At 74.7% G+C, this 14,120-nt stretch carries 15 protein-coding genes; all 15 read left to right on the forward strand.

Annotated elements, in window-relative coordinates:
* Positions 1–4 precede the first annotated feature (4 nt).
* The 15 genes from murC (at position 5) to Q3W71_RS23630 (ending at position 13,991) form a co-directional block, all read left to right on the forward strand.
* Complete coding sequence (gene murC / locus Q3W71_RS23560; RefSeq protein WP_302921602.1) at positions 5–1,495, forward strand: UDP-N-acetylmuramate--L-alanine ligase; 1,491 nt, start codon at positions 5–7, stop codon at positions 1,493–1,495.
* Positions 1,492–2,310: a cell division protein FtsQ/DivIB gene (locus tag Q3W71_RS23565; protein WP_302921603.1), complete on the forward strand. Its 819-nt coding sequence runs from the start codon at positions 1,492–1,494 to the stop codon at positions 2,308–2,310. The genes murC and Q3W71_RS23565 overlap by 4 nt, the downstream gene beginning before the upstream one ends.
* A 269-nt stretch (positions 2,311–2,579) precedes the next feature.
* The gene (ftsZ, locus tag Q3W71_RS23570) at positions 2,580–3,695 is read left to right on the forward strand and encodes a cell division protein FtsZ (protein WP_302921604.1); all 1,116 of its coding nucleotides are present in this window, start codon (positions 2,580–2,582) and stop codon (positions 3,693–3,695) included.
* 89 nt (positions 3,696–3,784) lie between these two features.
* Complete coding sequence (locus Q3W71_RS23575; RefSeq protein ID WP_302921605.1) at positions 3,785–4,531, forward strand: YggS family pyridoxal phosphate-dependent enzyme; 747 nt, start codon at positions 3,785–3,787, stop codon at positions 4,529–4,531.
* A 192-nt stretch (positions 4,532–4,723) separates the two neighbouring features.
* Entirely contained in the window at positions 4,724–5,410 is a 687-nt protein-coding gene (locus Q3W71_RS23580) for a cell division protein SepF (RefSeq protein WP_302921606.1), read from the forward strand.
* Positions 5,411–5,439: 29 nt separating this feature from the next.
* On the forward strand, positions 5,440–5,745 hold the full coding sequence (locus tag Q3W71_RS23585; RefSeq protein ID WP_088992770.1) for a YggT family protein: 306 nt from the start codon (positions 5,440–5,442) through the stop codon (positions 5,743–5,745).
* Between the two features lie 44 nt (positions 5,746–5,789).
* On the forward strand, positions 5,790–6,590 hold the full coding sequence (locus Q3W71_RS23590; RefSeq protein WP_167178519.1) for a DivIVA domain-containing protein: 801 nt from the start codon (positions 5,790–5,792) through the stop codon (positions 6,588–6,590).
* Positions 6,591–6,662: 72 nt separating this feature from the next.
* Positions 6,663–7,286 (forward strand): hypothetical protein, encoded by a 624-nt coding sequence (locus Q3W71_RS23595; RefSeq protein ID WP_302921608.1) that lies wholly within the window; start codon positions 6,663–6,665, stop codon positions 7,284–7,286.
* 11 nt (positions 7,287–7,297) lie between these two features.
* A complete protein-coding gene (locus Q3W71_RS23600) occupies positions 7,298–7,597 on the forward strand; it encodes a DUF167 domain-containing protein (RefSeq protein ID WP_302921609.1) in 300 nt (99 codons plus the stop codon).
* 22 nt (positions 7,598–7,619) lie between these two features.
* Positions 7,620–9,122, forward strand: a complete 1,503-nt coding sequence (locus Q3W71_RS23605) for a potassium/proton antiporter (protein ID WP_302921610.1) — start codon at positions 7,620–7,622, stop codon at positions 9,120–9,122.
* A 222-nt stretch (positions 9,123–9,344) separates the two neighbouring features.
* Positions 9,345–9,764, forward strand: coding sequence for a TraR/DksA C4-type zinc finger protein (locus Q3W71_RS23610; RefSeq protein ID WP_088992775.1), 420 nt, complete (start codon positions 9,345–9,347; stop codon positions 9,762–9,764).
* A gap of 61 nt (positions 9,765–9,825) precedes the next feature.
* Positions 9,826–10,449, forward strand: a complete 624-nt coding sequence (gene lspA, locus Q3W71_RS23615) for a signal peptidase II (RefSeq protein ID WP_302921611.1) — start codon at positions 9,826–9,828, stop codon at positions 10,447–10,449.
* Positions 10,446–11,390 (forward strand): RluA family pseudouridine synthase, encoded by a 945-nt coding sequence (locus tag Q3W71_RS23620; protein ID WP_109899121.1) that lies wholly within the window; start codon positions 10,446–10,448, stop codon positions 11,388–11,390. Before lspA ends, Q3W71_RS23620 begins: the two co-directional genes overlap by 4 nt.
* Before the next feature lie 43 nt (positions 11,391–11,433).
* A complete protein-coding gene (locus Q3W71_RS23625) occupies positions 11,434–12,441 on the forward strand; it encodes a hypothetical protein (RefSeq protein ID WP_302921612.1) in 1,008 nt (335 codons plus the stop codon).
* A gap of 101 nt (positions 12,442–12,542) precedes the next feature.
* On the forward strand, positions 12,543–13,991 hold the full coding sequence (locus tag Q3W71_RS23630; protein ID WP_302921613.1) for an ATPase: 1,449 nt from the start codon (positions 12,543–12,545) through the stop codon (positions 13,989–13,991).
* The last annotated feature ends 129 nt before the right edge of the window (positions 13,992–14,120 follow it).

Consider the following 14,120-nt stretch of genomic DNA (forward strand, 5'->3'; position numbering starts at 1 on the left):
TGTCATGAACACCGCGCAGTTCACCCCGGCCGGCACGCTCACCGCGGAGGACCTGGGCACCATCCACCTGATCGGGGTCGGTGGCGTCGGCATGAGCGGGCTGGCCCGGCTCTTCCTCACCAGGGGCATCCCGCTCTCCGGCAGCGAGCTGCGCGAGTGGCCCTCGCTGGCCGGCCTGCGCGCGCTCGGCGGCACCATCCACATGACCCACGAGGCGAGCAACCTCGACGGCGTGGACACGGTTGTCTACTCGTCGGCCATCCCGCAGGACCACCTGGAACTGGTGGAGGCGCGCCGGCGCGGGTTGCGGGTGCTGCACCGCTCGGAGGCGCTCGCGGCGGCGATGACCGGCCGGCGCACGGTGGCGGTCGCCGGCACCCACGGCAAGACCACCACCACCTCGATGGTCACCATGGTGCTCCAGCAGGCCGGGACGGACCCGTCCTTCGTGATCGGCGGGGAGATCTCCGAGGTCGGCTCCGGCGCGCACCACGGCACCGGCGAGTACTTCGTGGTGGAGGCGGACGAGAGCGACCGGTCCTTCCTCATCTACCGCCCGTACGTCTCGATCATCACCAACGTCGAGGCGGACCACCTGAACACCTACGGCGACCTGGCCAACCTGGAGGCGACCTTCGCCGAGTTCGCCCGGCTCACCGACCCGGACGGGTTCATCATCACCTGCGCCGACGACCCGGGCGGGCGGCGGCTGGCCGAGACGCTGCGCGCCGAGGGGCGCCGGGTGCACACCTACGGCGAGGCGGCCGACGCCGACCTGCGGCTGACCGAGATGGCCTCGTCGGCCCGGGGCGTGCGCTACCTCGCCGGCATCGACGGGCGGTCGCTGGGCGAGTTCCGGCTGCCGGTGCCGGGCCGGCACATGGGGCTGAACAGCGCCTCCGCGGTGCTGGCCGCGTACCTGCTGGAGCTGCCGCTGGAGGCGGCGGAGGCCGCGCTGGCGGTCTTCCCCGGCGTGCGGCGGCGCTTCGAGCGCAAGGGCGTCGCGGACGACGTGCTGGTCTACGACGAGTACGCCTACCACCCCACCTCGATGACGCTGGCGTTGCGGACGCTGCGCGAGGTGGCCGGCGACGGCCGGCTGATCGTGGTGTTCCAGCCCTACCGGCTCTACCGCACCCGCGACCTCCAGGCGGAGATCGCCGAGGCGCTGGCCATCGCCGACGAGCTGGTGCTGCTGGAGGTCTTCGGCCCCGGCGAGCTGCGCCAGCCGGGGGAGGGGTCGGCGGCGCTGATCGAGGCGGTGCCGCTGCCGGCGGAGCGGAAGGTCTTCGTCGACTCCTGGGAGGCGGCGCCGGCGGAGGTGGCCCGCCGGGCCCGGCCGGGTGACGTGGTGGTGACCATGGGCGCCCCGCCGATCTCGCTGATGGGCGACCAGTTGTTGGCGGAGTTGGCGGCGCGGCGCGGTGGCCCGGCCGTGGACACCCCGGCGATCGGCGGGGTGGTCCCGGACGGCACGGCGCCGACGGCGGGATGAGTCCCGGCCCGGCCCGGGGACGGACCAGCGGCGCGGACGGTGGCGCCGGCCGGCGCGGTCCGGTCCGGCGCTGGCAGCTGGTCCGGGCCGGCAGTGACGCGGTGCCCGCGTCCACCCGCCGGTTCATGGCCCGGGCGCGGCGGCGGCGGATGCGCGCGGCGCTGCCCTGGGCGGTGGCCGCGGGCGTGCTGGCGCTGGCCGGGCTGGTCGCCTGGACGCTGCTCGGCACCGGGCTGTTCGGGGTGCGCGAGGTCCGCGTCGAAGGCGCCGACCTGGTGACCCCGGTGGAGGTACGCGATGCCGCCGGGGTGCCCGACGACGCCCCGCTGGCCACCGTGGACCTGGCCGCCGTGGCGCGGCGGATCGGCGCGCTGCCGCCGGTGGAGCGGGTGACCGTGTCCCGGGACTGGCCGGACGCGCTGGTGGTCCGGGTGACCGAACGCACCGGCGTGGCGGTGGTGCCGCGGGGCGAGGAGTTCCTGGTGGTCGACGCGGCCGGGGTGGTGTTCCGGACGCTGCCGCGACGCCCGGCGCAGCTGCCCCTGGTCCGGGTCGCCGATCCCGGGCCGGCCGACCCGGGCACCCGGGCCGCGCTGGACGTGCTCGCCGCGCTCACCCCGCAGTTGCGCGCCCAACTGGTGGACGTGACCGTGGAGAGCCTGGCCCGGATCAACCTGCGGCTGCGCGACGACCGGACGGTCGTCTGGGGGGACGCCACCCGGGGCGCGGACAAGGCCCGGGTGGCCACCTCGCTGCTGGGTCGCAAAGCCGACACCATCGACGTCAGCGCGCCGGACGTGGTGACCTTCCGGTGAGCCGCCGGTCAGCGTGGCGGGCGGGCCCGGTCCGCCCGACGTGACCCGTTCCGCTCCGGGCGGCGACACGCCGGGCAGGTCCTTGGCTCATCGCGCGGGGGCGCTTACGTTGCCCCGAAGAGGATCAGTGGTTGACATAACTGTAAGCCTCTAGTAGAGGGTGAGGGTTCACCCCTGACCCTCCACTGAGGACAGCTGTCGTCGACCGTTGGTCTGGCCACGCCGTACCGGGTCGGGGCGAAGCCAATCTCGAAGGGAAAGGACCGGAGATGACACCTCCGCACAACTACCTGGCGGTCATCAAGGTCGTCGGCATCGGGGGTGGCGGCGTCAACGCCGTCAACCGGATGATCGAGGTTGGGCTCAAGGGCGTCGAGTTCATCGCGATCAACACCGACGCGCAGGCGCTGCTGATGAGCGACGCCGACGTCAAGCTGGACGTCGGCCGCGAGCTGACCCGCGGCCTGGGCGCCGGGGCGAACCCGGACGTCGGCAAGAACGCCGCCGAGGATCACCGGGACGAGATCGAGGAGGTGCTCAAGGGCGCCGACATGGTCTTCGTGACCTGCGGCGAGGGCGGCGGCACCGGCACCGGCGGGGCGCCCGTGGTGGCGAACATCGCCCGCAAGCTCGGCGCGCTGACCATCGGTGTGGTGACCCGGCCGTTCTCCTTCGAGGGCAAGCGCCGCCAGGTGCAGGCCGAGGCCGGCATCGACGAGCTGCGCAACCAGTGCGACACGCTGATCGTCATCCCGAACGACCGGCTGCTCGCGCTCGGTGACCGCAACATCAGCATGATGGACGCCTTCCGCACCGCCGACCAGGTGCTGCTCTCCGGTGTCCAGGGCATCACCGACCTGATCACCACCCCGGGTCTGATCAACCTGGACTTCGCCGACGTCAAGAGCGTGATGAGCGGGGCGGGCAGCGCGCTGATGGGCATCGGCAGCGCCCGGGGCGAGAACCGCGCGGTCGAGGCGGCCGAGGCGGCCATCTCCAGCCCGTTGCTGGAGCAGAGCATGGACGGCGCGCGCGGCGTGCTGCTCTCCATCGCGGGCGGCTCCGACCTGGGCCTGTTCGAGATCAACGACGCGGCTCAGCTGGTCACCGACGCGGCCCACCCGGACGCCAACATCATCTTCGGCGCGGTGATCGACGACGCGCTCGGCGACGAGGTGCGGGTCACCGTCATCGCGGCCGGGTTCGACGGCGGTGCGCCGGCGTACAAGGCGGCCGAGCCGGCCCGCAAGACCAACCAGAACCAGCCCGCGCAGCAGAGCGCCCCGGTCTCGCCGCCGGCCACCATGCCGGCGCCGCCGCAGTCGCCGCGCCGGGTGCTCTTCGACGACGTCGACGTGCCCGACTTCCTCAAGAACGGGTCCTGAGCCGGGTCCATGAGCGAGCGCAGCGAGCGAATCATCAAGCTCAGCGCGAGGGTGCCTCGTGCCGGCGCGCAGCGCAGCGGAGTGCCGGCATGAGCGACGGCAACGCCTCGGTGCGCCCCGACCGGCGCGCCGAACTCGCGGCCGGCCTGGCTCGGGTGCGGGCCAGGATCGCCGACGCCTGCGCCGCCGCGGGGCGGGACCGGGCCGAGATCACGATGATCGCGGTGACCAAGACGTACCCGGCCGGCGACGTGGTCGCGCTGGCCGGGCTCGGCGTCACCGACGTGGGGGAGAACCGGGACCAGGAGGCGGCGCCCAAGGCCGTCGAGGTGGCCGCCGCCGGGGTGACCCCGCGCTGGCACTTCGTCGGCCGGTTGCAGCGCAACAAGGCGCGCTCGGTGGTCCGGTACGCCGACGCGGTGCACTCGGTGGACAGCGTCCGGCTGGCCCGGGCGCTGGACGCGGCGTCGGCGGCCGGCCGGGACCGGCCGCTGGGCGTGCTGGTCCAGGTCAGCATCGACGGCGACGCGGCCCGGGGCGGCGCGCTGCCCGGCTCGGCCGACCCGGACGTCGGGCTCGACCGGGTGGCCGAGGCGGTCGCCGGCGCCGACGCGCTGCGGCTGACCGGCCTGATGGCGGTGGCGCCGCTGGGCTGGGAACCGGAGCGGGCGTTCGCCCGGTTGGCCGAGCTGGCCGCCGCGTTCCGGTCGGTCCATCCGGGAGCCACCGCGTTGTCGGCCGGAATGAGTGGCGACCTGGAAGTCGCGATCGGATACGGCGCGACACATGTCCGCGTGGGTAGCGCGTTGCTCGGAATGCGCCCCACGCTGCGGTAGCCTGACCGCGGAAGAAGCAAATTACATCGGTGTTGTTTCGGGAACGGCTTTCCTTTGCCGGGGGTCGTGACACGCGACGCGAATCGCGTGCCAGGGGATTGCCGTTCCGGTCCGGTGGGCAGGAATGTTCCACTCGCGACAAGGCGACACGGCACGGGGGCGTGTGCCGCACGGCGGACGGAAGGGCGCGGGATGGGTGCACTGCGCAAGGCGGGGGTCTGGCTCGGTCTGGTCGAGGAGGACGACGAGCGGGCCTACGACGACGGTGGCTACGACAAGGGTGGCTACCGCGAATCGCGCTACCGGCAGAGCCGGTACGCCGAGGAGTTCGCCGACGACGACGAGGACGACGCCGAGGAGCCGCCGGCGCCGCGGCCCCGGTCGAGCGACCGTGGCCGGCTCGCCGAGCGGTCCGGCGGGCGGGCCGGCGACACCGAGCGCGCCGAGGCCGAGCGGCCGGAGCGGTCCAGCGTACGGTCGATCACCCGGTCGACGGCGGGCGAGCCCTCCGGGGCGCTGACCTACCACACCCGGGACAACCTCGCCCTGGCGCCGCAGGTGCAGCCCCGGGAGCGGGCCGTGGTGGCCGAGGAGGAGCAGCGGTACCAGATCACCACGCTGCACCCGACCACCTACCGCGAGGCGCGCACCATCGGCGAGCACTTCCGCGACGGCGTTCCCGTGATCATCAACCTCACCGAGATGGACGAGGCGGATGCCCGCCGTCTGGTGGACTTCGCCGCCGGGCTGGCCTTCGGCCTGCGCGGTACGATCGAGCGCGTGACCAACCGGGTGTTCCTGCTCTCACCGGCCAACGTCCAGGTCACCGCGGAGGACAAGGCCAAGATCGCTGAGGGTGGCTTTTTCAGTCTGAGTTGACCCCGGCCAACCGAGGGACGTCGCCTGTCGTGTTGTCGATCCTGTTGCAGGTCCTGTACCTGATCGTCTATGTCTTCCTGCTCCTTCTTCTGTCCCGGTTTGTCCTGAGCGCCGTGCTCCAGTACGGCCGCCGGTGGCAGCCGGGGCGTGGGGCATCGGCGGGACTGGAATCCGTGTGGAGCGTCACTGATCCCCCTCTCAGCGCGTTGAGGCGTGTGATCCCTCCGCTGCGAATTGGTACCGTGAGCATCGACCTGGCCTCCCTTGTGCTCCTGGTTATCCTGTTCGTGCTGATGAGGTTTGTGTTAGAGCCGGCGATCATCAGGACCGCCTGATGACCGACGCGCTATCGCGGCCGCAACTGACCCGAGGAGTTTCGATGCCGCTGACCCCGGCCGACGTGCACAACGTCGCCTTCAAGAAGCCGCCGATTGGCAAGCGGGGCTATGACGAGGAGGAGGTCGACGCCTTCCTGGACGAGGTCGAGCGCGAGCTCGCCCGTCTCATCGAGGAGAACAACGAGCTGCGCGCCCAGGTGGAGCGCGGCGGCCGTGGCGGCGCTCCGGCGGGCCCCGGCGGCGACGCCCGACTCGCGGCGGAGCTCAACGACGTCAAGGCCCAGCTCGACCGGGTGCAGCGCGACAAGGCGGCGGCCGAGCAGGCCGCCCGGGCGATGCAGGCGGAGCTGGAGCAGGTGCGCGCGGCCGGTGGGCCGGCGGCCGTCGGCGACGGCGAGCAGCAGGCGCTGCGGGTGCTGATGATGGCCCAGCGGACGGCCGACGACCACGTCTCGGACGCCCGTCGCGAGGCCGACCAGCTGCTCTCCGAGGCCCGCTCGAAGGCCGAGGAGGTCACCCGTGAGGCGCGCGCCAAGGCCGACGCGCTCGAGCGGGACGCCCGGCAGCGGCACCAGGAGGCCATGGGCGGCCTGGACGCCAAGCGCACCGCGCTGCAGAAGCACATCGAGGAGCTGAAGCAGTTCGAGCGGGAGTACCGCACCCGCCTCAAGGCATACCTGGAGAGCCAGCTGCGCGACCTCGACGGTCGTGGCCAGGGCCTGGAGGCCGAGCTGACCCGCACCGAGGGCAACCGGGCCGCCGGTGGCAACGGTCTGGCCGCGGCGGGTCTCGCCGGCTCCTACGGCGGCGGTCGCTCCGGCGCGCTGGAAGCCGGTCGCTGACACCGGTCGGCGACCGCCCCTGACGGCGGTCGCCGGCCTCGCTCATCGGTACGGACGCGGCGGGGGTGAGCCGTGATAGTCGCCAGTCTCCTGCTCATCCTCGTCGCGGTGGTGCTGCTGGTGCTGGGCCTGGCCGGTGGCTCCAGCCTGCTCCTGATCATCTCCATCGCGGCCAGCCTGTTGGCCGCCGTCGCACTGGTCGCCGGTGCCCGCCAGGCGGCCGCCGACCGGGCGACGGCCCACCGGGACGGGTCCGCGCAGCGGGTGCGGACGGGCACCCGTCCGACCACCCCGGGCGGGTCCGCGTACGGGCCGCCGGCGGGGGAGCCGGACATCCCCGTCCAGCACGTTCCTCCGACGGTCGACGCCGGCGGTGCCGGGTGGCGGCAACCACCCGAGCCGCCGGTGACCGAGCCCGACCCGCCGGCGACGCCGGGCGTCGGGCCGGTCGTGGCGTACGACGACGAACCGGCCGCCCAGCAGCTCACCCCGGACCAGGCCGCCCGGTTGGCCGAGCTGACCACCGCGGTGCGGGTGGTCGACGGCCGGCCGCGCTACCACCTGGCCGGCTGCGCGCACCTGGTCGGGCGCGCGTCCGAGCCGCTGCCCGTGGCCGAGGCGGTCGAACTCGGTTTCTCCCCGTGCGCCCACTGCGCGCCGGCCACCGCACTGCTCGCCGACGCGCACCGGATCTGACCCGGCGCCCCATGGACGACACGCTCACCGTCGCGGTGCGGGTGAAGCCCGGCTCCGCCCGGGCCCGGGTCGGCGGCCGCTTCGACGGGCCGCACGGCCCCGCGCTGGTGATCGCGGTGCACGCGCCCGCGGTCGACGGCCGGGCCACCGAGGCCGCCCGCCGCGCCCTGGCGCAGGCGCTCGGCGTCCGCCCGGCGGTGGTCTCGCTGCGCGCCGGCGCGGCCAGCCGGGACAAGCTCTTCCTGATCGAGCGCCCCGATCCGGGGCTGACCGAGCGGCTCGGACAGCTGCGCGACGGGACCGCCGGGTGAGCGACGCCCGGGGCAGGCGACAGTGACCCCCGGGCTGGACGTCGCGCTCCTGCTGGGGGCGGCCGTCCTGCTGGTCGCGGTCGGTGCGGTCCGGCTCTCCACCCGGCTCGGGGTGCCGAGCCTGCTGGTCTACCTGGCGCTCGGCGTGGGCATCGGCGAGGCCCGGCTGGGCATCCGCTTCGACGACGCCGAGCTGACCCGGACGCTCGGTTTCTGCGCGCTCATCGTGATCATCGCCGAGGGCGGCCTCTCCGCCCGGTGGAGCACGCTGCGCCCGGTGCTCGGGCTGGCCGCGGCGCTGTCCACGGTGGGCGTGGTGGTCAGCATCCTGGTCGTCGGGCTGGCCGTACACCTGCTGCTCGGGCTGGACTGGCGGCTCGCGCTGCTCTACGGCGCGGTGCTCTCCTCCACCGACGCGGCGGCGGTCTTCGCCACCCTGCGCCGGCTGCGGCTGCCACCCCGGCTGGTGGCCACCCTGGAGGCCGAGTCCGGGATGAACGACGCCCCGGTGGTGCTGCTGGTGGTGCTGCTCTCCCGGGAGGCCGGCGCCGCCCACCCCTGGTGGTACGAGGTCGGCCTGGTCGGCTACGAGCTGGCCGTCGGCGCGCTGGTGGGGTTCGCGGCCGGGTTCGGCGGGCGGTGGGCGCTGCGCCGGGCCGCGCTGCCCTCGGCGGGGCTCTATCCGATCGCGGCGGTCGGGTTGACAGTGCTCGCGTACGCGGCCGGCGCGGTGCTGCACGCCTCCGGCTTCCTCGCCGTCTACGTCGCCGGGGTGCTGCTGGGCAACGCCCGGCTGCCGCACCGGCAGGCGATCCTCGGCTTCGCCGACGGGCTGGCCTGGCTGGCCCAGATCGGGCTCTTCGTGCTGCTCGGCCTGCTGGCCACGCCGAGCCGGCTGGACGCGGCGGTGCTGCCGGCGGTGGTCGCCGGGTTGGCGCTGGTGCTGCTGGCCCGGCCGCTGTCGGTGGCGGCGTCCGCGCTGCCGTTCCGGTTCGGCCTGCGCGAGCAGGCGTTCCTGTCCTGGGCGGGGCTGCGCGGGGCGGTGCCGATCGTGCTGGCCACCATCCCGCTGTCGGAGCGGGTGCCGGGCGCGGACCGGCTCTTCGACGCGGTCTTCGTGCTGGTGGTGATCTTCACGCTGTTGCAGACCGGGACCCTGCCCCCGGTCGCCCGCTGGTTGCGGGTGACCGCGCCGGCCGAGGCGACCGAGATCCTGGTGGAGACCGCGCCGCTGGAGCGGATGCGGGCCGACCTGCTCCAGTTGGAGGTGCCGCCGGGGTCGCGGTTGGCCGGGGTGCACATCGACGAGCTGCGGCTGCCGCTGGGGGCCGCGGTGACGCTGGTGCTGCGCGACGGGGTGGGCTTCGTGCCCGGGCTGGACTTCCGCCTCAAGACCGGCGACAGCCTGTTGATCGTGGCCACCCACGGGGTGCGCGACGAGACGGAGCGGCGGCTGCGGGCGGTCAGCCGGCGGGGTCGGTTGGCCCGCTGGTTTGGCGAGTACGGCGAGGATCGTGACGGTTGATCTGCTAGCGTTCCCTTTGTCCCGATACCGCATGACTCGGGGCTGAAAAGCGGAGCGTCGGTGCGGCACGTTGTCGGACGCCTGTACGTTCCGTATTCTTGCCAACCTCCGGAGTGCGCGGCCCCGTCGCCGCGCGCCCGTTTTGTACCTGGGGGCGCCAATGCCGGCGACCCCCGTCCAGGCGCCGCGGACCGCCGCGGTTCCGCGGCCGAGGGAGCGACGATGGCGAAGCCAGCCGAGACCAGGACCGCCGGCCGCAAGCCGGTGGCCAAGGCCACCCGCAGCGCGGCGGAGACCGAGAAGATCCGGGCGGCCCTGGCGGCGCGGCGTGACGAGTTGCGCGCCGAGTACGATCAGACGCTGAGCGAGATCACCGAGCTGCAGCGCGACCGCCTGACCGACTCGGCCGGGGACGACCAGGCCGACACCGGCACCAAGACGTTCGAGCGGGAGCAGGAGATCTCCCTCGCCAACAGCATCCTGGAACGGATCACGCAGGTCGAGCGCGCGCTGGAGCGGCTCGACGAGGGTGGTTACGGCTGGTGCGAGCGGTGCGGCAACCCGATCCCGGTGGAGCGGCTCGCCGCCTTCCCGTCGGCCACCCTCTGCGTGACCTGCAAGCAGCTGGAGGAGCGGCGCTGAGACCCGCTCCCCGGCGGCGCCGGAGACGGTGAGCGATCACCGCCGACTCGATGGGGAGCAGATGACCGCAGCACCGTCCGCCGGACCCGGCAGCGCCGAGCCGGGCGGCCGCCGGCTCCGACCCCGGGCCGTGGCGCTGCTCGGCGCCGTCGCGCTGGTCGCTCTGGTGGCCGACGTGCTCACCAAGCACTGGGCCCTGGCCGCCCTGACCGACCGCGAGCCGGTCCGGCTGCTCGGTGGGGCCGTCTACCTGAGCCTGGTCCGCAACAGCGGTGCCGCCTGGAGCATCGGCTCCGGCCACACCTGGGTCTTCCCGCTGATCACCATCGGCGTGATCGGCTGGATCATCTTCATGGCGTCGCGGCTGCGCTCGACCCCCTGGGCGGTCTCGCTCGGCCTGGTGCTCGGCGGGGCGCTCGGCAACCTGATGGACCGGATCTTCCGGGCCCCCGCCCCGTTCCACGGCCACGTGGTCGACATGGTCAGCGTCTTCGGGCCGTACGGCGAGTACTTCCCGGTGTTCAACGTGGCCGACAGTTCCCTGGTCTGCGGCGTGGTGCTGGCCGTCCTGCTGGAACTCACCGGCCGCCAGCGCGACGGCGGGCGGGTGGGCCGCGACGGCCGGCCGGTCGACCCGGCCGGCGACCCGGCGACGGCCGGCGCCGAGCAGCGGGAGCGGGCATGACCTCGGCGTTCGCCGCCGGCGGCGACCACCGCTCGCTGCCCGTCCCGGACGGCCTCGACGGGATGCGGCTGGACCAGGCGGTGTCCCGGCTCTTCGGGCTCTCCCGCACCGCCGCCGCGGCCCTGGTCGACGCCGGGGACGCGCTGGTCGACGGCGTGCGGCGGCCCAACTCGCACAAGGTCAAGGCCGGCTCGTGGCTGGAGGTGACGCTGCCCGCGCCGGCCGCGCCGCCGACCGTGGTGCCGCAGGCGGTGCCCGGGCTGCGGGTGGTCTACGCCGACGACGACATCGTGGTGGTGGACAAGCCGGTCGGCGTCGCCGCCCACCCGAGCCCCGGCTGGACCGGCCCGACCGTGATCGGCGGGCTGGCCGCGATCGGTCACCGCATCTCCACCAGCGGCGCCGCCGAGCGGCAGGGCGTGGTGCACCGGCTCGACGTGGGCACCACCGGGATCATGGTGGTGGCCAAGAGCGAGCAGGCGTACAGCGCGTTGAAGCGGGCCTTCAAGTACCGCGAGGTGGACAAGCGCTACCACGCGGTGGTGCAGGGCCACCTGGACCCGCTGCGCGGCACCATCGACGCCCCGATCGACCGGCACCCCACCCACGACTACCGCTGGGCGGTGGTCTCCGGCGGCAAGCCCAGCATCACCCACTACGACACGGTCGAGGCGTTCCCGGCGGCGAGCCTGGTCGACGTGCGGCTCGAGACCGGGCGTACGCACCAGATCCGGGTGCACTTCTCCACCCTGCGCCACCCGTGTGTGGGCGACCTCACCTACGGCGCGGACCCCACCCTCTCGGCCCGGCTCGGCCTGGCCAGACAGTGGCTGCACGCCCGCGCCTTGAGCTTCCTGCACCCCCGAACGGGGGACGAGGTCAGCTTCGTCAGCGACTACCCTGACGACCTGGAGCGCGCGCTCGAGATCCTCCGCGACTGAGCGGCGCCCGCCCGAGAACGATCCGACGAGGGGACCTCCACCCGTGCGCGCCGGCGATCTGCTGCGGCAGTTGGACCAACGGCTGCTGCCGCGGCTGGCCACGGCGGTGGCCCGGCTCGGCCACGGCCCGGCCCGGCCGCGCCTGCTGCCGTCGGTGGCGCTGCTGTCCTGCGCGGCGGTGCTGCTCACCGCGGTCTGGGCCACCGACGACCAGCCGGTCGGTGACCGGACCGTCGGCGAGGTGACCCGGGTCGGGGTGGCCAACGGCGAGTCCATCCCGGGCTACCTGCGGGCCGCCACGGCCGACCTGGCCACCCTGCCGAGCGCCGCCGCGACGCCGGGCGACGGCACGTACGCCCTGGTGTCGCTCTCGACCTACCTGACCCCGCAGCGGCTGGCGGCGCTGGTCGGGGACGTGTCGGTCGCCGAGGTCTTCGGGCGGGTGCCGCTGCCCGACCGGCAGACGGAGATCGTCCGCATCCCGGCCCAGCGGCTGCCCGACGACGTGGTCGGCGCGATGGCCGACGTCGCCGCCCGCAAGGACCGGGAGGCGGCCGACTACCGCGCCCGGGCCGCCGGCGCCGCCGACCCCGAGCTGCGCCAGGTGTACGCCAGCGGCGCCGAGGTGGCGGCGGCGGAGGCGGCCGCGTACCGGTCGGGGTGCGCCTGCGTCTACGCGGCGGTGGTCCGCGCCGAACCGGCCGCGCTGCGCGGGGTGGCCGCCCGGCCCGACGTCCGGGTCGTCGACCCGGCCCCCGAGGTGCGCCGGCTGGACCGGACCGTCTTCACCCCGCCGCTGCCCGAACAGCGGGACGTGGCCCGCCCGCCGGCCGACGCCGGCCTCGCCTCGCCGGCCCCGACCGGCGCGCCCGAGCAGGGCAGCCGCGGTCCGGCCGCCGCGCCGTCGCCGGGCGATTCGTCCGAACCCGCACCGCCGGTGACGGATCCGACCCGTGCGCCGTCGCCGCCCGCGCCCCCGGTGACCCGGTCGGCCACCCCGCCGACCTCGGTCGATGCGACGGAGGGTAGTCCCACGGCATCGTCACCGTGACAATCGGGTACGGGGGGAAGGTGCGCGGACGGGTGTGGTCCGCATAGGGTTTGGTTCGTAGCCTGTCAGGCGGAGTTCGACGGCGCTGGGGAGGGCGAGCCTTGGACGGCAGCGAGACCGGCTGGGGTCGGCCGGCCGAACCAGCACCGCGGTGGCGGGCGCTGCTCGACCGCGCCCGCCACGCCGGCCGGGGCGCCGAGCAACCGGAGCCCGAGCGGCGGGTCGACGAGCCGCTGCCGCCGCCCGGGCCGCTGTCCCCGCCCGAGGCCCTGCCCCGCCGCCCGGCCGGCAACGGCTACTCCGGGTCGGCGCGGCCGGTGAACCATCCCGGCGAGCGGTCGTACGGGACGGATCCCGGTTACCGGGCGGAGGCGACCTACCGGGTGGACCCGGCGTACCGGGCGGAGCCGGCGTACCGGCCCGAGCCGGGGTACCCGGGCGAGCCCGGCTACCGGGTGCCGGAGCCACGCCGGCCCGAACCGCCGGAGTCCCGCCGGCCCGAGCCGCCGGAGCCGCGCCGGCCCGAGCCGCCGGAATCCCGGTACGCGCTGCTGGACAACGGCTACCGGCCCGAACCGCCGCCGCTGGAGTCCCGCTACGCGCTGCTCCAACGGGGGGCCTACCGCCCCGATCCGGGCTACCCGCCGCCGGCGCCCGCACCCCCGCCCGCACCCGCCCCGCCCGTGACCGCCGACCGGGGCTATCCGGCGCGGGTCGAGTGGCGGCCGCAGAGCGCCGAGTCCGAGCTGGAGCGCGCCGCCGGGGTGCTCCGCCGTGACCTGGGCACCCCGCGGGTGCTCGCGTTCGCCAACCCCAAGGGCGGCGTGCACAAGACCACCGCCACCGTGCTCGCCGCGGCCACCGTCGGCAGCGTCCGCGGCCGGGGCGTGCTCGCCTGGGACGACAACGAGCTGCGCGGCACGCTCGGCCTGCGCGCCGGCAGCGCCCGGCACGCCCGGACCATCCGGCACCTGGTCACCGACCTCGCCCAGATCGAGATCCGGGAGGGCAACGACCTGCTGGAGAGCCTCGACGACTACCTGCGGCACGCCTCCGACGGCTCCTACGACGTGCTGGCCGGCGAGGAGAGCCCGCGGTTCGCCCAGCGGCTCGACCAGTTCACCGTCCGGCGGGTGCTGGAGCTGCTGCGGCGTACCCACGAGGTGGTCTGTGTGGACACCGGCAACAACGTGGAGAGCGACAACTGGCGCACCGTGATGCAGGCCGCCGACCAGCTGGTGGTCACCACCGTGCCCCGGGAGGACGCCGCGTTCAGCGCCGACTGGATGCTCGACCTGCTGCACGAGGTCGGCATGGGGGAGCTGGCCGAGAACGCGGTGACGCTGATCTCCTGCCCCACGCCGGGCCGCTCGCCGTTGCAGGACGACCTGGAGAAGCACTTCGCCAGCCGCACCCGGGCGGTCGCCGTGGTCCCGTACGACCCGGCGCTGGAGACCGGTTCCTCGATCGAGTACCACCAGCTCCAGCCGGAGACCCGGCAGGCGTGGCTGCGGGCCGCGGCGGTGATGCTGGAGCCGTTCGCCCGGTGAGCGGGTCTGTCGCCACCGGCGACCCGGCGCGCCGCCCGGCCTGAGAGGATCACCGGGTGAGCCCGGACACCCCCGACCGCGACCGGCCCGGCACCCGCCACGACGAGGCGGCCCCGACCACACCGACCG

It is taken from the genome of Micromonospora sp. C28SCA-DRY-2 (genome assembly GCF_030519475.1).
Lineage (GTDB): Bacteria > Actinomycetota > Actinomycetes > Mycobacteriales > Micromonosporaceae > Micromonospora.